Source organism: Bacillus cereus group sp. Bc010, assembly GCF_027716745.1.
Lineage (GTDB): Bacteria > Bacillota > Bacilli > Bacillales > Bacillaceae_G > Bacillus_A > Bacillus_A pacificus.
Genome location: NZ_JAQFUY010000002.1, coordinates 229,044 through 247,499 on the forward strand (window position 1 = coordinate 229,044; position 18,456 = coordinate 247,499).

Here is an 18,456-nt window from a genome sequence, read left to right on the forward strand (position 1 = left end):
TCCCCATTCTTTTATTTTATAGATTCACAAACACATTGTAGTAATGCTTCTACAGTGTACTCTTTCGGCATAATAATATGCGGAAAATAAAGGCTCGCCTCTTTTTCCGTAATAGGCCCTATACAAGCAATTGTACATTTTTTTGTCCATTCTCTCCAGTTTGTACCCTCAAGTAAACGAACAAAACTAGTAACAGTGGAAGGGCTCGTAAATGTAATAATGTCTACTTTCCCTACTTCTAACGCTTCTATAAGCTCTTGCTTTTTCTCTACATTTTCTTTCGTACCATACACGATTAGCTCATCTAGAGAAACACCCATTTCACGAAGCGCAACTGGAATTACGTCTCTTGCTAAATTCCCTTTCGGAAATAAAATGCATTCGTTTCCACTTAGTCTTTTTACAAACTCTTCTGCAAATACTTCTGCAACAAATGAAGTTGGAACGAAGTCCACTTCATAGCCTCGCTTTTCTAACTCTAACTTTGTTTTCACACCTACTGCAGCAATTTTAGTCGTTACAGGTAGCTTCTGTCTCAAACGATCTAGAAAAAAAGCTACCCCATTTTTACTCGTAAAAATAACCCAGTCATACGAATGTAACTGCCCTGCTATATGTTGAATTTGCCTATGAGACATACCTTCCATACGCAAAAGCGGAATTTCCAATGGAATTCCGCTCTTTTCTTTCACCGCTACACTCATTTGTTTTGCTTGATGCTGGGCACGCGTAATCAATACCGTTTTGCCAGCGAGAGCGTTCATACTTATTGTTGCCCCTTATTTGCAGCAAGAATAAGTTCTTTTGCGCCTTGTTTTATTAAACGGTCCGCAGCCTCTAATCCTACTTTCTCTGGATCAGTTCCTACTACTGTCTCTTTCAATAAAACAGAACCGTCCATAGACCCGACAAGAGCTGTTAATTCGATTGCATCGTTTTCTGTAAGAGTTGCATATCCTGCGATCGGCACTTGGCATCCACCTTCAAGTTTATGAAGAAATACGCGTTCTGCTGCCACTGTTTTTTCTGTTACTGCATCATTCATACGCGCTAACAACTGCAGTAAATCTTTATCATCCTCACGACACTCAATCGCTAATGCACCTTGTCCTACAGCAGGTACACATAACGTCTCATCTAAATGTTCTGTAATAACTTCATTATCCCAGCCCATTCTTTGTAATCCCGCTGTCGCTAAAATAATTGCATCGTAATCTTCTTCTTTTAATTTGCGTAAACGTGTATCGATATTTCCGCGAATCCACTTCACTTGTAAGTCTGGTCTCGCAGCGAGTAGCTGTGCACTACGTCTTAAACTACTCGTACCTAAAATAGCGCCTTCTGCTAACTCTTTAAACGACGCTCCGTTTTTTGAGATAAAAGCATCACGAGGGTCAACACGCTTTGGTGTACAACCAATCATTAATCCTTCTGGAAGTACGGCCGGCATATCTTTCATACTATGTACAGCCATATCAATTTCTTTCGTAAGTAGCGCATGTTCAATCTCTTTCACAAACAAGCCTTTGCCACCTACTTTTGAAAGAGTAACATCTAAAATAACATCGCCTTTTGTAACGATTTCTTTCACTTCAAATTCATATGGTAAACCTAGCGCTTTTAACTGATCAATAAACCAATTTGTTTGCGTTAATGCTAATTTACTCTTTCGTGACCCTACAATAATTTTGCGCATAATTTTCTCTCCTCATTATAAATACCAAAAGTGGAAGTTGGATAAACTGCTTAATAGAAAAATATTAATTAGCATTACGAGAAATGCTCCGATGTTCCACTGCACGATTTTCTTCCCTTGCAACACATCTGCCGCTCGTAAATATAGGCCAGCACAATATACAAATAGAACGACAAAAGACCCGATTACTTTCGTATCATACCAATGGAAATTGTCCAATTTTGTATATCCCCATATGCATCCTAATAAAATAGCTAGTAAGAAAAATGGAACAGAAAATAAATTTAATCCGTAAGACATCGATTCTAGCTTCGGTAAATTCCCTAACCTTCTTAATCTCGCATTCCATTTTTTCTTTTTTAATAGGCGATATTGCAATAAATACATAATAGAAAAAATGAACGATACAGTAAAAGTTGCATAAGAAATAATAGCCATACCGACATGTACGTATACAAGCTCCGAAACTAATTGCTCTGCAAGTACCGGCGACATCTTTCCAAGCGGCGTAAAAATAGAAAAAGCGCTTACGCCAAATGCAACAACATTTGTAAAAAAGACTAAAAAATCGATTCTCATAAATCGATTAATGACTAACGACATCGTAATCAATAGCCAAACATAAAAATAAATGCCTGATAATAAGGTTAAAAGAGGGTTCGTTTCTGAATCTGTAGCTCTAAGTAACATAAAAATAGAATGCAGAACCCATACAATCGAAAGTAACCAAAAAGCAAATCGGTTCGCCTTTCGGTTACTTTGGAAATAATCTATAAAATATAAACTAATGCTACAAGCATATAAAATAATTGCAATATGATAAATAATACTGTTATTTAAAAAACTCATCCGATCATCCTTCCAAATTATAAAGATGGAACGGATGGTGTCCACGCTCTTTTATGTTCTACTTCTTCCGCACGACTCTCTACGTCTTCCATTTCTAAATCGAAAATCTTTGCAAATAACGCTAATTTTTCGTCTGCTCCCTCTTCAGCAGCTATTTCTTTCGCTACTAGAATTGGGTCTTTTAATAATTGATTAATAATACTTTTCGTATGCTTACTAATTACTTTTCTCTCACGATCACTAAGAGTTGGTATTTTTCGTTCCAAACTTTCCATCGTTTCACTTTGAATAGCAAGTGCCTTATCACGAAGAGCTGATATTAACGGAACGACACCAAGTGTACTTAACCACGTTTTAAATAAAACAATTTCCTCTTCAATCATAAATTGAATTTTCTCTGCTTCTTTCAAACGCTCAGCACGGTTCGCTTCTACTACTCCTTGCAAATCATCAATGTCATACAAGAAAGAACCTTCTAGCTCATCAATTGCCGGATCAATATCACGCGGCACTGCAATATCAACCATAAATAATGGACGACCAGAGCGCATTTTCTCTACCTTTGTCATCATCTCTTTCGTAATGACATAATCCGATGCACCAGTTGAACTAATTAAAATATCAGCTTCTAATAATGCACATTGTAATTCACTTAAAGGTTTTGCGTGTCCCATATATTTCTCAGCCATTATTTCTGCTTTTGAAAGCGTTCTATTCATGACTGTTACTTTACGAGCACCACTTCCATATAAGTTTTGAAGTGCAAGTTCACCCATTTTACCAGCACCGAGAATAAGCACGTGACAATCTGTTAACTCGCCGAATATTTTTTTCCCTAGCTCAACAGCAGCATAACTAACAGACATCGCACTTTCACCAATTGTCGTTTCTGAGTGAGCACGTTTCGCTAATGTAATGACTTGCTTAAACAATTCATTAAAAATTGTCCCTGTTGCTTTTACTTGCTGCGCTTCTAAAAAGCTATCTTTTATTTGACCTAAAATTTGCGTCTCTCCAACTACCATAGAATCTAAACCGCACGTTACGCGGAATAAATGATCGATTGCACCATCTTGTTCAAAAATAGTTAAATATGGTGCGACTTCTTCTATTTCAAGCTGAAACCAATCAGCTAAAAACTTCTTAATATAATACCGTCCCGTGTGTAATTGATCGACAACAGCGTAAATCTCAGTGCGATTACAAGTTGATACAATGACATTCTCTAACACGCTCTTTTGCTTTTGTAATGTCGTCATTGCTTGCTCTAGTTCTGTTGCCTGAAATGTGAGTTTCTCACGAAATTCTACAGGGGCTGTTCGATAATTTACACTAACAACAAGAATATGCACGCAGCATGTCCCCCTTCACCCGTTTTATCACTTTATCTACTATCATAATACAACTTTCCTCTTATGAATCTGACAATCGTGTGAACAACCGATTATTTTTTTATTTATTCTCCATATGTAAGAAAGGAGATTCAGTAAAATGAATAAAAACTTTCTACTTTATAATGATTATAAAATAATAACTCTATTTGTACGTTACCAAAAAAAGTCCTCATAATCAAGTGATGGAAACTATTCCATATGAATTATAACATCATCTTTCCTATCTTCTTTCATCATGAAGGAAAATATGTATGATTGTTCCAAATTGTAGCACAAACTTTCTCAATACAATGTATTTGACATTGTATTTCTTTTCCGTCATATTGGTTTTACAAAATTAAATTGTGCACAACTCAATAAGAAAGGAGTTATGTATGGTAAATAATTCTTTACATCTAGATAACCAACTTTGTTTTTCTATTTACGCCTGTTCTAGAGAGGTTACACGCTTTTACCGACCGTATTTAGAAGAAATGGGCATTACGTATCCACAGTACATTACTTTACTCGTACTATGGGAGCAAGATGGACTAACAGTAAAAGAAATTGGAGAACGTCTATTTTTAGATTCAGGTACGTTAACACCTATGCTAAAACGAATGGAATCATTAAACCTTGTAAAACGCGTTCGTTCCAAAGAAGATGAGCGAAAAGTATGTATTGAATTAACAGAACAAGGTAAAGATTTACAAGATAAGGCTTGTTCATTACCGACAACAATGGCTACAAATTTAGGAATTACAGAACAAGAATATCGTTCTTTATTAATTCAATTAAATAAACTAATTGAAACAATGAAAACAATTAATGATAGAAAAGGGGAATAAACATGGATAAATTATATACTGCTTCAGTAACTGCTACAGGTGGAAGAAACGGAAAAGTAGTTTCAGATGATGGCATATTAAATCTTGATGTAAAAATGCCGAAAGCACTAGGTGGTGCAGGCGGAGAGGCAACAAATCCAGAACAACTATTTGCTGCTGGTTATGCTGCTTGTTTTGATAGTGCGTTACAACTTGTCATTCGTACAAAACGTGTGAAAGTAGAAAGCACAGAAGTAACTGCTCACGTTTCTATCGGAAAAGATACAGACGGTGGTTTCGGCCTATCCGCTGTGCTTGATGTACATGTTGCCGGCGTCTCACATAGCGAAGCACAAGAACTTGTAGAAGCCGCTCACGGTGTATGCCCTTACTCTAAAGCAACACGAGGAAATATTGAGGTTACATTAAACATACGCTAAAAAAATTAGTAAAACAAAAAACGCACGACATTCGTCACGCGTTTTTTGTTTTTGTAAATTTATGAATTGCTTTCCATGCTTCTTCTTTTCCAAGTCCTGTTTCAGAAGAGAATAGAACGACTTCATCGCCACTTTCAATATCAAGCGTTTCTTTAACAACTTTTAAATGCTTTTGCCATTTCCCTTTCGGAATTTTATCGGCTTTCGTTGCAATAATAATTGTTGGGATGTCATAATGCTTTAAGAAATCATACATCATTACATCATCATTTGTTGGTTTGTGACGTAAATCAACTACTAGTACAGCTGCGTCTAATTGCTCACGTGTTGTAAAGTACGTCTCAATCATTTTACCCCAAGCTGCGCGCTCCGTTTTAGATACTTTCGCATATCCGTAACCTGGAACATCCACAAAGTGCATCATCTCATTAATTAAGAAGAAGTTTAATGTTTGTGTTTTCCCTGGTTTAGAAGAAATACGCACTAACTTTTTACGATTTAAAATTTTATTAATAAATGAAGACTTCCCGACATTGGAACGACCCGCTAATGCGATTTCTGGTAAGTCACCGTCTGGATATTGTTCTGGTTTAACAGCACTAATTACAATGTCTGCTTTTGTTACTTTCATTGTTTCACTCCTACTAATGCGTGCTCCAATACTTCATCTAAATGAGATGCAAGCACAAACGTAAGGTTTTCTTTTACGCTCTCTGGAATATCATCTAAATCTTTCTCATTTTCCGCCGGTAAAATAATCTTTGTTAAACCTGCGCGGTGAGCACTTAATGTTTTTTCTTTTAAACCACCAATCGGTAATACACGACCACGAAGTGTAATTTCACCTGTCATCCCCACTTCTTTACTTACAGGAATACCTGTTAGTGCAGAAATAAGTGCTGTTGCCATCGTAATACCTGCTGACGGTCCATCCTTTGGAACTGCTCCTTCTGGAACATGAATATGAATATCATTTTTCTCATGGAAATCAGGATCAATCTGAAGCTCTTCTGCACGAGAACGAATATAGCTAAACGCTGCTTGTGCGGATTCTTTCATAACATCCCCAAGTTTCCCTGTTAAAATTAATTTCCCTTTACCTGGCGCTACGGACACTTCGATCGCCAGTGTATCGCCACCTGCTGCTGTATACGCTAAACCTGTCGCCATACCAACTTGGTCTGTTTTTTCAGCTTGCCCATAACGGAATATGTGCTTACCAAGTAAATCAACAACATTTTTCTCTGTTACTACAATACGCTTGCGTTCTGCTGTAACGATAATCTTTGCTGCTTTACGACAAACTTTTGCAATTTGGCGCTCTAGTGTACGAACACCAGCCTCACGTGTATAATAGCGAATCATTTCAAGAAGCGCTTCATCACGTACTTGTAAATTACCTTTTCGTAAGCCATGCTCTTTTAATTGTTTCGGCAATAAATGTTCACGAGCAATATGAACTTTTTCAAGTTCTGTATAGCCAGCAATCGAAATAATTTCCATACGATCAAGTAATGGGCCTGGAATACTGGAAAGTGTATTTGCAGTTGCTACAAACATAACCTTGGATAAATCATATGGTTCTTCAATGTAATGATCACTGAAGTTATGGTTTTGTTCTGGATCTAACACTTCAAGTAATGCGGCTGATGGATCTCCACGGAAATCGTTAGACATTTTATCAATCTCATCTAATAAAAAGACTGGATTAACTGATTTCGCCTTTTTCATACCTTGAATAATGCGTCCTGGCATTGCTCCAACGTACGTACGGCGGTGACCACGAATTTCAGATTCATCACGTACACCACCAAGGGATACACGGACAAAATTACGATTTAATGATGTTGCAATGGAACGCGCTAACGAAGTTTTTCCGACCCCAGGAGGTCCTACTAAACAAAGGATAGGTCCTTTTAATGAATTTGTTAACTTCTGTACCGCTAAATATTCAAGTACGCGCTCTTTCACTTTCTCAAGACCGTAATGATCTTTGTTTAAAATCTCTTCAGAATGAGCAAGATCAATCATATCCTCTGTTGCTTCTGTCCACGGAAGCGCTAATAACCAATCGATATAATTTCGAATTACACCGCTCTCCGCAGAACTTGCTGGTAACTTTTCATAACGATCTAATTCTTTCAGCGCAGCCTTCATTGTTTCTTCAGGCATTCCTGACTGTTCAATTTTCTCACGAAGTTCTTCAACTTCCCCGCCCTTACCTTCTTTATCGCCAAGTTCAGTTTGAATCGCCTTCATTTGCTCACGTAAGAAATATTCTTTTTGCGTGCGCTCCATTGAACGTTTCACTTTTTGTCCAATTTTCTTTTCTAAACTAAGTAATTCTTGTTCATCTTGAATAATTGAAATAAGTGTATGTAATCGTTCTTTCACAGATATAATCTCTAAAATCTCTTGTTTCTGCTTCGTTTTAATTGGCAAGTGAGAAGCAGTTAAATCAGCTAATCTTCCTGGCTCTTCTACATCAGCTACCGTTGCAAATGTTTCATTTGAAACTTTTTTCGAAACTTTAATATATTGTTCAAAATGCTCCAGTAATGTACGCATAAGGGCTTTCTCTTCTAAATCAGCTTCCACTTCTTCCGTTATCGTTTTAATAGAAACTTGCACTACATTTTCTTCTTCGATAAACTCTACTACTTCTGCTCTATGTAAACCTTCTACAAGGACACGAAGCGTACCGTTAGGCAATTTTAACATTTGCTTCACTTTCGCCACTGTACCTACACTATATATGTCATCTTCTTTCGGATCATCGATATTCATTTCTTTTTGCATTGCTAAAAAGATGATATTTTCATCCATTGCCGCCTGCTCTAGTGCTTGTATCGATTTATCACGTCCTACATCAAGATGCAGAACCATCGTTGGATATACGAGAACGCCTCTTAATGGTAGGAGGGGCACGATTCTTTCATTCGTATTCATACTAGACATAGCACCTCCATAATAAATTAAACTCCTGTTCAACTATTTTATATTACAATACATCTAGATGCAATTGCAGAGATTCTCCGCAACTGTAAATCCCTCGTTTTTTCTCCCTTATAAAAGAAAAAAGACTCCGCTTAAGCATACAAACTTAAACGAAGTCTGGCAAATACTATTATCGTTCATTCTCACATTGATTGTGCATCTGTTTCGTCTATCGTAGTATGTACATCAAGCTCTCGATGTATATTTTCCTGTATAAACGTTAGCTCAAATACTTCCTTCAGCTTCCGAACAGGAATAATTTCAATTCCTTTTATTGTATACAAAAATGGTTGCATGTTTTCAGCAGGAATGATAACTTTCTTAGCTCCTGCCTTTTTCGCAGCTTTTATTTTTGCGTACACACCACCGATAGGTTTCACTTCCCCGTGTATACTTATCTCACCAGTCATCGCTACCTCATTATTCACATACGTATGATGCACTGCTGAATACACGCCTGTTGCCATAGCAATTCCCGCCGAAGGCCCATCAATCGGGATACCACCTGGAAAATTAATATGTATATCGTACCCTTCTGGCAACACATCTAGAGATCGAAGTACTGTTAATACATTATCTACAGAACCTTTCGCCATACTTTTACGACGAATGGATTTCGTTTGACTACCAATACTTTCCTCTTCAACAATTCCGGTAACATTTACCGATCCTTTATCTTTCGCCTTGATTGCTGTTACTTCAATTTCTAATAACGCGCCTGTATTTGGTCCGTATACAGCAAGTCCATTTACAAGACCGATTCTCGGAATAGGGTAAATGCGTTTTTCATACTTCGGTGTGAGCTGACTAGAGTGAACAACCCACTCTATATCTTCATCTTTAATGAAAGGACGTTCTTCATTTATTGCCATTCCAGCAGAAATTTGTACAAGATTAATCGCTTCTCGCCCATTTCTCGCATACATCCCAATCATTTCAATACCATTTTCACCGATTTGCATTTCCACTTTGTCAGCCGCATTCTTCGCTACTTTTTGAATTTCTTCTGTATCTAACTCACGGAAGAACACTTCTAAACAGCGCGACCGAATAGCAGGAGGTATCTCATCTGGCGAACGTGTCGTCGCCCCAACTAAGCGAAAATCGGCTGGTAAACCTTTTTGAAAAATATCATGTATATACGTTGGAATCATCGTATTTTCTTCACTATAGTATGCACTTTCCAAAAACACTTTTCGATCTTCTAGCACCTTTAACATTTTGTTCATTTGAATCGGATGTAGTTCACCTATCTCATCAATAAACAAAATACCACCGTGAGCATCTGTTACCGCACCTTTTTTCGGTTGCGGAATACCTGCTTGCCCCATCGCACCAGCACCTTGATAAATTGGATCATGCACCGAACCGATTAAAGGGTCTGCAATACCACGTTCATCAAACCGAGCTGTCGTCGCATCCAGTTCAATAAATGTTGCATTTGTGCGAAATGGAGATTTTGGATTTCGTTTTGCTTCTTCTAATACAAGACGTGCTGCCGCTGTCTTTCCTACACCTGGTGGACCATATATAATCACATGTTGCGGGTTTGGACCACAAAGAGCCGCTTTTAACGACTTAATCCCGTCCTCTTGCCCCACAATATCTAAAAAGGATGTAGGACGCACCTTTTCCGCAAGCGGCTCTGTTAAAGAAATCTCACGCATTTTACGAAGCTGTTCTAATTCTTTTTTTGATTCTCGATCAATTGAAACTTTTTGTGTTCGCTGATTTCGAAGTAAATGCCAAAAATACAATCCGACAATTACACCAAAAACAAGTTGAACAAGTAAAAATATATTTGTCCAGCTCATCATTTATTTCCTCCCGCAATGTTTTATCTCTTAGTATTTCCGCGGAGGAACATAGCTAAACATAAAGAAAAACAGCAATTATAAAAATTGCTGTTTCCCCTTCGCATTATGCAGATGTTTTTGTATCAAGTACAGTACCGTCTTGTAACACCAATTTTGGCGCTGCATTATCAGCTACTGTTTCTTTTGTAAGAATACACTTCTCGATATCTTTGCGAGATGGTAGCTCGAACATTACCTCAAGCATTAAGCCTTCAATAATAGAACGAAGTCCACGAGCACCTGTTTTACGTTCAATTGCTTTTTTCGCAATCTCAATTAGTGCGCCTTCTTCAAACTCTAACTCAACATCGTCAAGCTCCAATAGTTTTTGGAATTGCTTAACAAGTGCATTTTTCGGTTTCGTTAAAATATCAACAAGAGCATCTTCATCAAGCGGCTCTAGGTTCGCAATAACTGGAAGACGACCGATAAACTCTGGAATTAAACCAAATCTTAAAAGGTCCTCTGGTAATACGTGAGATAAAACATGCTTCTCATTTACATCAGCATTTTTCTTCTCAGAACCAAATCCAATTACTTTTTCACCAAGACGACGTTTAATAATTGGCTCGATGCCATCAAACGCTCCACCACAGATGAATAAGATATTCGTTGTATCAATTTGAATAAACTCTTGATGCGGATGCTTACGGCCACCTTGAGGTGGAACGCTTGCTACAGTACCTTCTAAAATTTTCAGAAGTGCCTGCTGCACACCTTCACCAGATACATCACGTGTAATTGATGGATTTTCGGACTTACGTGCCACTTTATCAATCTCATCAATATAAATGATTCCTTTTTCCGCTTTCTCTACATCATAATCAGCTGCTTGGATTAATTTAAGTAAGATGTTTTCTACATCTTCCCCAACGTACCCAGCTTCAGTTAAAGATGTTGCGTCCGCGATCGCAAATGGAACATTTAAAATACGCGCTAACGTTTGTGCCAGTAATGTTTTACCACTACCTGTTGGCCCGATAAGTGCGATATTACTCTTCGCTAATTCTACATCATCAATTTTGCTGTTAGAATTAATGCGTTTGTAATGGTTATATACCGCTACCGCTAGTGCTTTTTTCGCGTTATCTTGTCCGATGACATACTCATCTAAGATTTCACGAATTTCTACCGGTTTCGGTACATCTTTGAATTCTACTTCTTCGTCTTTCGCAAGCTCCTCTTGTACAATTTCAGTACAAAGTTCGATACACTCGTCACAAATGTAAACACCTGGACCTGCAACTAACTTTCGAACTTGCGTTTGTGTTTTACCACAGAAAGAACATTTTAATTGCCCTTTTTCATCATTAAATTTAAACATATTTTCACACCCCTTACAAAGTGCTAACCTCTTGCCTTCGTATGTACACGATAAATGTATCGTATGTAAATACATATTATGTCACTACTTGGCGAGAAATACAAATAATATGACTAGTTATGTACAAATAAAAGTTTTTAAAACTTTTGAAATATGTATATTCGACTCATTAAGGAAGTTTTCCTTCTTCATCGAAAAGTTTTATAAATATATTTCTATATTTATAAAACAAGGCACGATTAAAATCGCGCCTTGTTATTTTATTATGCAGCGTTTTCTACTAAGAAGTCTACAGCTTTACGAACTTTAAGATCTTCAGCTAAAGCGTCTACGCTTCCAAGAGCTTGCTTGATAGCGTCTACTGGCATACCGTACATTTCAGCCATTTTTTCAACTTCTGCAGTTACTTCTTCTTCAGTAACTTCGATGTTTTCAGCTTCAATGATAGCTTCAAGAACAAGGTTGATTCTTACGCGTTTTTGAGCGTCTTCTTTCATTTGCTCTTTTAACTTGTCAGCATCAGTACCTGTGAATTGGTAGTAAAGCTCAAGGTTCATACCTTGTTGGCTTAAACGTTGCTCGAATTCACGAACCATACGATCTAACTCAGTGTCGATCATAGCTTCTGGAATGTCGATTTCAGCGTTAGCAGCAGCTAATTCTACTACTTCGTCACGTACTTTGTGCTCAGCTTCGTGCTTTTTGCTTTCTTCTAAGTTTGTGCGAAGTTTTGCTTTTAATTCATCAAGAGTTGCAACCGCTTCGTCAGCTTCTTTAGCGAACTCGTCGTTTAACTCAGGAAGTTCTTTTGTTTTGATTTCATGAACTGTTACTTTGAATGTTGCTGGTTTGCCAGCTAATTCAGCAGCATGGTACTCTTCTGGGAATGATACTTCAACGTCTTTAGACTCACCAGATTTAAGACCAATTACTTGCTCTTCGAAACCTGGGATGAATGTACCAGAACCGATTGCTAGAGAGTAGTTTTCGCCTTTTCCGCCTTCAAATGCTTCGCCATCAACGAAACCTTCGAAGTCGATTACAGCTGTATCACCGTTTTCAACAGTTCCTTCTTCTTTAACAACTAGCTCAGCTTGACGCTCTTGTAAAGATTTTAATTCGTTCTCTACATCTTCGTCAGTTACAGTTGTTTCAACTTTTTCTACTGCTAAACCTTTGTACTCACCTAATTTAACTTCAGGTTTCACTGTAACTTTTGCAGTGAAGATAAGGTTAGCATTTTTTTCGAACTTCTCGATGTCGATTTCAGGATGAGCAACTGGGAAGATACCAGCTTCATCGATTGCTTCACCGTATGCTTTTGGTAAGATGATATCTAAAGCATCTTGGTATAAAGATTCAACACCAAAGCGTTGTTCGAATAACGGACGAGGCATTTTTCCTTTACGGAAACCTGGTACGTTGATTGTTTTTACTACTTTTTTGAACGCAGCGTCGATAGAGTTGTTTACTTCTTTAGCATCAACTTCGATTGTTAAAACGCCTACATTACCTTCTAATTTTTCCCATTTTGCAGCCATTTATTCTTTCCCTCCAACTATAATAATGTATGCACATACCTCTATAGATTAAGATCTTCATTATCTCTTTTTTGAAATAACAAAAGTACAAATAATCCTCTAGCAAAAGCTTTCAGATATAATGTTCCAATCTACTAATTGCCTAAAAGACAACTACGGTATATTTTGTTCGAGAATAATATGAAACATATTAAGTAAGAGAATTACACTTCTCTTCTCTTACAAACAGGCAGATTTCTGCCTTTTGCAACCCTTACATTATAACATAGAATATGCTCGTTTCAAGAACCGAACGATTCTTTTTCATAATTATACGGGCAAATATCCTTCTCTTTCAACACGTAATAACCATTGATAGGCAATATGAAACTCTTCTAATTCAATATTATACGCTGTCATAAGCTCTTCTTCATCAATAGTCAACCCGAAACGCTTTCTACCAATTCTCTCTAAAACAGCAGCCCAAATCTCCACTTTATCCATTAATAGAGCGAATGGGAAAATGCTAATTTGCAATTCTTTCCAATATGTAACCATCGCATCAAATATATCAGGATAATTTTGCTCTAATCGACTTGATAATCTATGTATAATGTTATTGGATTGCTCCTCATTATGACCTGTAAATGCTGGAATTACCTTGATCGTATTCCCAAACTTTTCTACCTCTATCTCTTCTTCTATTTGATTTTCTATCATTTTATATAAAATAGAAGTTTTCAAATAAGGGTGCTGTTTTTCGTCTATTAAAAATTTCTTTAAAATAGGTAATGCAAGATCCAAATCTTTTAACGAAAGTTGCTGAATCGCTCTTAGCTTTTGCCCAAAGTTTTCTCCAAATATTTCATTAGTAAATTCATCTAACTCAAAATTCGAATCAACTCGTGATGTATCTACTTCATTTAACATACCTTCTGCAAATAAAGCGAGCTGCGCTAACTTTTCCTTTTGTTCAGGCATTACATCTTTCGTTTGCAAAACTTTTTCAACAGTTTCAATAACACCTTCATAATCATTTGTTTGAACTAAAATTGTCACATACGTTTCCAGAATATCACCAAATAAGACAGCTCCTGTTTCCAGTAACTGTTCACATTTCTCTTTCGCTTCTTCCATATGTTTTAATTCTAACAAACAAATAACCGAAGCTAGTTCCGTTTGTTCCGTTTCTGCATTATACTGACGTAATATTTCAAAGCAGCGCAATGCATCTTCGAATTTCCGCTCTTTCAGCGCTAAAAAACCTTCATCAATATAGCGCTCTGATAGTTGCGGAAACAATACGACCGTATTTTCTTTTTTATCCATACGTCCGCCTCTTTTTCTAGATTTTAATTATCTTTAAAGTAAATATATCAAATGAGTAATGAGAACACAACATCCCGAAACCCTTTGTTTGAAATATAGAAATATTTAATTTTTACATTTCAATACAAGTGAATTCCTACTCAAAATTAAAAATATGCAAATAAAAACCCTCAGCAATTCAAGCAGAGGATTCATCATTAATGGAAAGCGTTTATAATAGTGGAGTATATAACAAGGGTAATAATTTGGAGAACAATAATTGCCATAACAATCATGCTAAAGTAGAAGATTGGTTTACTTCGTTTCATTAAAAACATAATGATGAGCATCGTACAAGCAAACAAACTTAAGAAGAACAAACTCGTTGTCGAACTAAGTATACCACTTGGGACAAAGAACAATAACACAACACTACAAGTACCTATAATTCCAAATAACCATTCCATTCATTCACTCATTCCCTTTCCCTCTCATGGTAGTTTCCTCTACGCGATTAAATGTTTTACAACATCAACTACATACGTTAATTTCTCATACGCTACAAATCCAAAAGCAACTGTTAAACCTGTTACGATTAATCCCTTCATTATTTCTTCCTCCTCGTTTTATCGTTGTTACCTTCATTATAGAGGATTAGCAATTTGTTACCATCGAACTACCTTACAGAATTGTAAGATTTCAAAAGAGGATAGAAAAACACCTCACATAACTTGAAGTGTTTTTACGGAATTTCTCTATAATCACTTGCAAAATTAACTTTTTTCTCTTGGTTATTTTTCGGAGAATCCACTCTTAAACTAATAGATTTACTAAATAATTTTGGGTTGAAATAATAACAACAATCCGTTTGAGGACAATATACACAATACACATCTATTTCTTCTTTATTCACTTCTTTTGTAGCGACTCCGCTTGCTGTAGAATAACTAGATCGGAATTTTACTTCCAGTATCCCTCTTGCATTCAACTCTCTATATTTCACTTGCACCCTTTTAAATACCCCGCCTTTATACACTACAAGATCAAAGGGCGAATGCTCTGTTTGTGGTATTAAAATCATATATCCTTTTTCATACAAATCAACTTGTGCCTTTAAAACAGCTAAATCTCCTTTTGTTTTTGTATGATGGTACACTTTTTCTCAGCACCTTTTTACATATTTTCAAAATAATATTCGTTCCTTTTCTTAACTTACCTCCCAACATTTTCTCATTAAAAGAAAACTCTTTGTTAAAACCATGTTAATATATTTTTGTATAATTAAGAATTTAATTTACAAGGGGGATTATATATGTTCAAAAAAGTAGCTGCTGATGTTTTAGGGTTAAGTGATGTAGGTTCTGTCATTACACCGAAAGATTATGACAAGGTCGATGCTGATGATTACGTAATGCATGAAGATGGAGAGAAAATTTATTTTCTAATTAAATCGAAATCAGATGAATATTGCTTCACAAACAAAGGATTACTTCACCTAGATGGTACAAGTGCGACAAGCAAAAAACGTACACTACGCCGCTTTAGCTATAGTAAATATCAAATTAAAAACGTAGCGCTTGAAACTGCGGGAACGATTGATTTAGATGTAGAAATTAAATTTCAAATGGGAGATGAACATTATTCAATTGATGTTCATAAAAAACATATCGAGGAATTAAAAGATTTATATAAAGCTTTACTTAAAATCGAAGAAATTTCATACGACAACGATATTACATTGCAGTATGCACATAAAAGTTTAGATATGGCATCTAACGCTTTTAGCCGTATTTCAAATGCACAAGTAAATTTAGCAGAGCAATTTAAAGAAATGAACGAAATCGCCTTTAACTGGCTCGTTGATACGAAGAAACAATATAATGTGAAAGATTATGGTTTTGTATTTGAGAAGTTTATTAATAACTAAACAGAAACCCTTGTTATCAAAAGATAACAAGGGTTTCTCAGCGTCCCAGGAGAATTTCGAGCTCCCACTCCGCCCGTTTCCGTACTATTTTATATATTTTGATCGCAGTCTTAATATATCTTCCTCTTCTCGAATACCTGCCGATCCTTTCCTCACATTTTTTACGATAGTCCAATCCGGGTTAGTTTCATCACCGATGTTCTGTACTGTAAAGTTGCCATCACCATATTTTCGGTGACCTTCTGCCAATTTCTCCGTTAAATCGTTCTCATTTGATCTCGCCATCTTTGCGCCATCTCCCTTTTTTATACAACCTTCTTAAACTGTCTAACCAATCACAGGTCTAGTCAATTGGAGATTCTCGTTTTCCGCTTCTATTCATTGTAACACACTAACGGGGATAAGTTTCGATAACGGTTGCTCAATCGTACAAGGGCGGTAAAAAGTTTTATAATATTGTAAGTGAACAGTTAGGAGAATACGATGTACGACGTGTTATAGAAGGTGTTGATCCCGATACTGGCGAAAAACTTTCATGGTGGGAACGCACTGGTGCTGATGTCATGTTTTTCGCGGGACTTACACCTGTTGGTAAGGGAATAAAAGTAGTCAAAGGTGCAAAAAAAGTTTCCAATGCAATAGATGCAGCAGCCACACTAGAAAAACAACGGAAAACTTTAAAAGCTAATAGCTTAGCAGGTAAAGAATACGAAACAAAAATGTTCGAGGTTATAAAACAACAAAAACCTAAATCTGAATTGAATGAACAAATAACCGTACAAACAAAATCGGCGTACGCACTCGTATAGATATAGGAGGCAAGGACGCAAATGGTAAGATTGACTTAGTAGAGTTAAAATCTTCACCTACTGCACCTCTTACTAAAAATCAGAAAAAAGCCTTCCCTGAAATTGCAGAATCAGGTGCAATAGTTAAAAGTAGGAACAAACCACCATTTGAAATTACTAACAGGGAGAATGAATGCAATTAGTTACATAATTGAAAATAAAATCGTTACACAAATGTTGAGAAATATTGAAATTCAATTTCCATCAAATTCTATTCTTGCTATCATCATTTATAAGAATATTCAAAAAGGGAGGGAATTTTATGGACGTTCTAATAAAGGGGAATGCACAAATTTCAAAACTACTTAACGAATGGTACAAAGAAATACGTTCACGTAATATAGATAATGCCCATTGTTTAAAAGAAGAAATTAATTCTATCATTCACAATAACGAAGCAGACTCAAACTTGTTACTCTACTATCACCTGTTAGATTTCGGCTATAAATATTTAGTGGATAATTTAAGTATTTCAAAAAATAGCTTTGATAAAATTGAATCCTTTGATATTCCCACAGATAACTTTTTATCTTACTACTACCATTTTTATAAGGCTATTCATTCTAACGCAGTCGGTAATTATAACCTTGCTAAAGAACAGTATGATAAAGCAGAACTTTTACTTAAACACATTCCTGATGAACTTGAAAAGGCGGAATTTCATTACAACTTAGCAACATATCATTATCATATTTATCAAGCACTTTTAGCCATTAAGCATGGTACAAAAGCTAGGGACATATTTTCTAAACATGAAAGCTATGAATTAAAAACAGCTTATTGTGATAATTTATTAGGATTAGCTTGTACGCATTTAAAAGAATTTGAACTAGCTGAAGAATACTTTGTTACTGCAATGAACACATTCCAAAAACAAAAAATGAGAAAGCAATCTTACTAGTTCGTCATAATTTAGGCTTAATGTATGCGAGTCAAAATCTTTCTAGTTCGGCAATTCGATACCTTTCAGAAGTAGTTGAAAAGAAACCTCATCATTATAAAGCTATTTTTGTTAAAGCAAAGGAACATGTTAAGCTAGGGGAAAAAGAAATTGCATGTCAACTCATTGAAAAAGGTTTAACTATCTGCAATGAATTAGGGAATCAAGAATATCAATACCGTTTTGCAATTCTGAGAGAACTAAATAAAAAAGCTGCTGCTGACAAATTAGAAAAAGCAGTACTGGCAGGAATGGACTACTTTAGAAACGAAAGATTATGGGAATATGTTCAAGAATACATGGAAGCATTAGCGGTCCAATTTCATAGCGAAGGAAACTTTGAACAAGGAAGTAAATATTTCTACTTAAGTTATGAAGCTAAGAAAGAAATTTTTAATAAGGAGGCGTTAAAGTGAAGAAAGTATTATTAGGAATGCTATTGATTACACTTGTAACGATAGGCACGCATACTTCAGTTAACACTCAAGCAGCTATTAATATTATACAAGGTTTAGCTGATGGTGATACAGGCTGATTTATTAAAGACGCAG

Annotated in this window: 17 protein-coding genes and 2 pseudogenes; 6 read left to right on the top strand and 13 right to left on the bottom strand. The window is 36.2% G+C overall.

What is annotated here, in order from left to right; all coding sequences use genetic code 11:
* Positions 1-11: 11 nt before the first annotated feature.
* From hemD to hemA, 4 genes are read right to left on the bottom strand one after another with little or no spacing between them, the layout of a single operon-like run.
* Positions 12-764, bottom strand: a complete 753-nt coding sequence (gene hemD, locus PDQ68_RS04210) for a uroporphyrinogen-III synthase (RefSeq protein ID WP_016718604.1) — start codon at positions 762-764, stop codon at positions 12-14.
* Positions 765-766: 2 nt separating this feature from the next.
* Positions 767-1,696, bottom strand: coding sequence for a hydroxymethylbilane synthase (hemC, locus tag PDQ68_RS04215; RefSeq protein WP_061184117.1), 930 nt, complete (start codon positions 1,694-1,696; stop codon positions 767-769).
* Positions 1,697-1,711: 15 nt separating this feature from the next.
* Positions 1,712-2,545, bottom strand: a complete 834-nt coding sequence (locus PDQ68_RS04220) for a cytochrome C assembly family protein (RefSeq protein WP_000008996.1) — start codon at positions 2,543-2,545, stop codon at positions 1,712-1,714.
* A gap of 17 nt (positions 2,546-2,562) precedes the next feature.
* On the bottom strand, positions 2,563-3,897 hold the full coding sequence (gene hemA / locus PDQ68_RS04225; protein ID WP_000547872.1) for a glutamyl-tRNA reductase: 1,335 nt from the start codon (positions 3,895-3,897) through the stop codon (positions 2,563-2,565).
* A 416-nt stretch (positions 3,898-4,313) separates the two neighbouring features.
* Between hemA and PDQ68_RS04230 the strand changes: the two genes are divergently transcribed.
* Both PDQ68_RS04230 and PDQ68_RS04235 read left to right on the top strand, forming a co-directional pair.
* Positions 4,314-4,766 carry a MarR family winged helix-turn-helix transcriptional regulator gene (locus tag PDQ68_RS04230; protein WP_000247913.1) on the top strand — a complete coding sequence of 151 codons (453 nt, stop codon included), beginning with the start codon at positions 4,314-4,316 and terminating at the stop codon, positions 4,764-4,766.
* 2 nt (positions 4,767-4,768) lie between these two features.
* Positions 4,769-5,185 (top strand): organic hydroperoxide resistance protein, encoded by a 417-nt coding sequence (locus PDQ68_RS04235; RefSeq protein ID WP_061184118.1) that lies wholly within the window; start codon positions 4,769-4,771, stop codon positions 5,183-5,185.
* Between the two features lie 34 nt (positions 5,186-5,219).
* Here the strand turns inward: PDQ68_RS04235 and ysxC are convergent, their stop codons facing one another.
* The 8 genes from ysxC to PDQ68_RS04275 all read right to left on the bottom strand — a co-directional run bounded on the left by ysxC (position 5,220) and on the right by PDQ68_RS04275 (position 15,346).
* The gene (gene ysxC, locus PDQ68_RS04240) at positions 5,220-5,816 is read right to left on the bottom strand and encodes a ribosome biogenesis GTP-binding protein YsxC (RefSeq protein WP_000869113.1); all 597 of its coding nucleotides are present in this window, start codon (positions 5,814-5,816) and stop codon (positions 5,220-5,222) included.
* Positions 5,813-8,143, bottom strand: coding sequence for an endopeptidase La (lon, locus tag PDQ68_RS04245; protein WP_000097298.1), 2,331 nt, complete (start codon positions 8,141-8,143; stop codon positions 5,813-5,815). Before lon ends, ysxC begins: the two co-directional genes overlap by 4 nt.
* A 182-nt stretch (positions 8,144-8,325) precedes the next feature.
* Positions 8,326-9,996 carry an ATP-dependent protease LonB gene (gene lonB, locus PDQ68_RS04250; RefSeq protein WP_029141203.1) on the bottom strand — a complete coding sequence of 557 codons (1,671 nt, stop codon included), beginning with the start codon at positions 9,994-9,996 and terminating at the stop codon, positions 8,326-8,328.
* 106 nt (positions 9,997-10,102) lie between these two features.
* Positions 10,103-11,362 carry an ATP-dependent protease ATP-binding subunit ClpX gene (gene clpX / locus PDQ68_RS04255; protein ID WP_000472282.1) on the bottom strand — a complete coding sequence of 420 codons (1,260 nt, stop codon included), beginning with the start codon at positions 11,360-11,362 and terminating at the stop codon, positions 10,103-10,105.
* Between the two features lie 263 nt (positions 11,363-11,625).
* Positions 11,626-12,903, bottom strand: a complete 1,278-nt coding sequence (tig, locus tag PDQ68_RS04260) for a trigger factor (RefSeq protein ID WP_016718608.1) — start codon at positions 12,901-12,903, stop codon at positions 11,626-11,628.
* Positions 12,904-13,212: 309 nt separating this feature from the next.
* Positions 13,213-14,211 carry a hypothetical protein gene (locus PDQ68_RS04265; RefSeq protein ID WP_061184119.1) on the bottom strand — a complete coding sequence of 333 codons (999 nt, stop codon included), beginning with the start codon at positions 14,209-14,211 and terminating at the stop codon, positions 13,213-13,215.
* A 197-nt stretch (positions 14,212-14,408) separates the two neighbouring features.
* Complete coding sequence (locus tag PDQ68_RS04270; protein WP_061184120.1) at positions 14,409-14,657, bottom strand: hypothetical protein; 249 nt, start codon at positions 14,655-14,657, stop codon at positions 14,409-14,411.
* A gap of 275 nt (positions 14,658-14,932) precedes the next feature.
* On the bottom strand, positions 14,933-15,346 hold the full coding sequence (locus PDQ68_RS04275; protein WP_061184121.1) for a group I intron-associated PD-(D/E)XK endonuclease: 414 nt from the start codon (positions 15,344-15,346) through the stop codon (positions 14,933-14,935).
* Positions 15,347-15,502: 156 nt separating this feature from the next.
* Here PDQ68_RS04275 and PDQ68_RS04280 point away from each other — a divergent pair, with 156 nt between their 5' ends.
* Positions 15,503-16,117, top strand: a complete 615-nt coding sequence (locus PDQ68_RS04280; RefSeq protein WP_000475206.1) for a PH domain-containing protein — start codon at positions 15,503-15,505, stop codon at positions 16,115-16,117.
* An 84-nt stretch (positions 16,118-16,201) separates the two neighbouring features.
* Here PDQ68_RS04280 and PDQ68_RS04285 read toward each other — a convergent pair whose 3' ends face one another.
* On the bottom strand, positions 16,202-16,402 hold the full coding sequence (locus PDQ68_RS04285; RefSeq protein ID WP_000124456.1) for a hypothetical protein: 201 nt from the start codon (positions 16,400-16,402) through the stop codon (positions 16,202-16,204).
* 179 nt (positions 16,403-16,581) lie between these two features.
* On the opposite strand from PDQ68_RS04285, the pseudogene PDQ68_RS04290 reads away from it, so the two are divergent.
* The 3 genes and pseudogenes from PDQ68_RS04290 to PDQ68_RS04300 all read left to right on the top strand — a co-directional run.
* Positions 16,582-17,108: pseudogene (locus PDQ68_RS04290) on the top strand (pre-toxin TG domain-containing protein); the annotation flags it as partial.
* 119 nt (positions 17,109-17,227) lie between these two features.
* Positions 17,228-18,321 (top strand): annotated as a pseudogene (locus tag PDQ68_RS04295) (response regulator aspartate phosphatase).
* Entirely contained in the window at positions 18,318-18,440 is a 123-nt protein-coding gene (locus PDQ68_RS04300) for a hypothetical protein (protein WP_016718610.1), read from the top strand. Before PDQ68_RS04295 ends, PDQ68_RS04300 begins: the two are co-directional and overlap by 4 nt.
* Positions 18,441-18,456: the final 16 nt, after the last annotated feature.

Excerpts from the sequence above, each read along its gene's own strand:
- PDQ68_RS04270 (WP_061184120.1), bottom strand. The coding sequence starts at position 14,657 with ATGGAATGGTTATTTGGAATTATAGGTACTTGTAGTGTTGTGTTATTG.
- PDQ68_RS04285 (WP_000124456.1), bottom strand. The coding sequence starts at position 16,402 with ATGGCGAGATCAAATGAGAACGATTTAACGGAGAAATTGGCAGAAGGT.
- PDQ68_RS04265 (WP_061184119.1), bottom strand. The coding sequence starts at position 14,211 with ATGGATAAAAAAGAAAATACGGTCGTATTGTTTCCGCAACTATCAGAG.
- tig (WP_016718608.1), bottom strand. The coding sequence starts at position 12,903 with ATGGCTGCAAAATGGGAAAAATTAGAAGGTAATGTAGGCGTTTTAACA.
- ysxC (WP_000869113.1), bottom strand. The coding sequence starts at position 5,816 with ATGAAAGTAACAAAAGCAGACATTGTAATTAGTGCTGTTAAACCAGAA.
- PDQ68_RS04220 (WP_000008996.1), bottom strand. The coding sequence starts at position 2,545 with ATGAGTTTTTTAAATAACAGTATTATTTATCATATTGCAATTATTTTA.
- PDQ68_RS04280 (WP_000475206.1), top strand. The coding sequence starts at position 15,503 with ATGTTCAAAAAAGTAGCTGCTGATGTTTTAGGGTTAAGTGATGTAGGT.
- lon (WP_000097298.1), bottom strand. The coding sequence starts at position 8,143 with ATGTCTAGTATGAATACGAATGAAAGAATCGTGCCCCTCCTACCATTA.
- clpX (WP_000472282.1), bottom strand. The coding sequence starts at position 11,362 with ATGTTTAAATTTAATGATGAAAAAGGGCAATTAAAATGTTCTTTCTGT.
- hemD (WP_016718604.1), bottom strand. The coding sequence starts at position 764 with ATGAACGCTCTCGCTGGCAAAACGGTATTGATTACGCGTGCCCAGCAT.
- lonB (WP_029141203.1), bottom strand. The coding sequence starts at position 9,996 with ATGAGCTGGACAAATATATTTTTACTTGTTCAACTTGTTTTTGGTGTA.
- PDQ68_RS04235 (WP_061184118.1), top strand. The coding sequence starts at position 4,769 with ATGGATAAATTATATACTGCTTCAGTAACTGCTACAGGTGGAAGAAAC.
- PDQ68_RS04230 (WP_000247913.1), top strand. The coding sequence starts at position 4,314 with ATGGTAAATAATTCTTTACATCTAGATAACCAACTTTGTTTTTCTATT.
- hemC (WP_061184117.1), bottom strand. The coding sequence starts at position 1,696 with ATGCGCAAAATTATTGTAGGGTCACGAAAGAGTAAATTAGCATTAACG.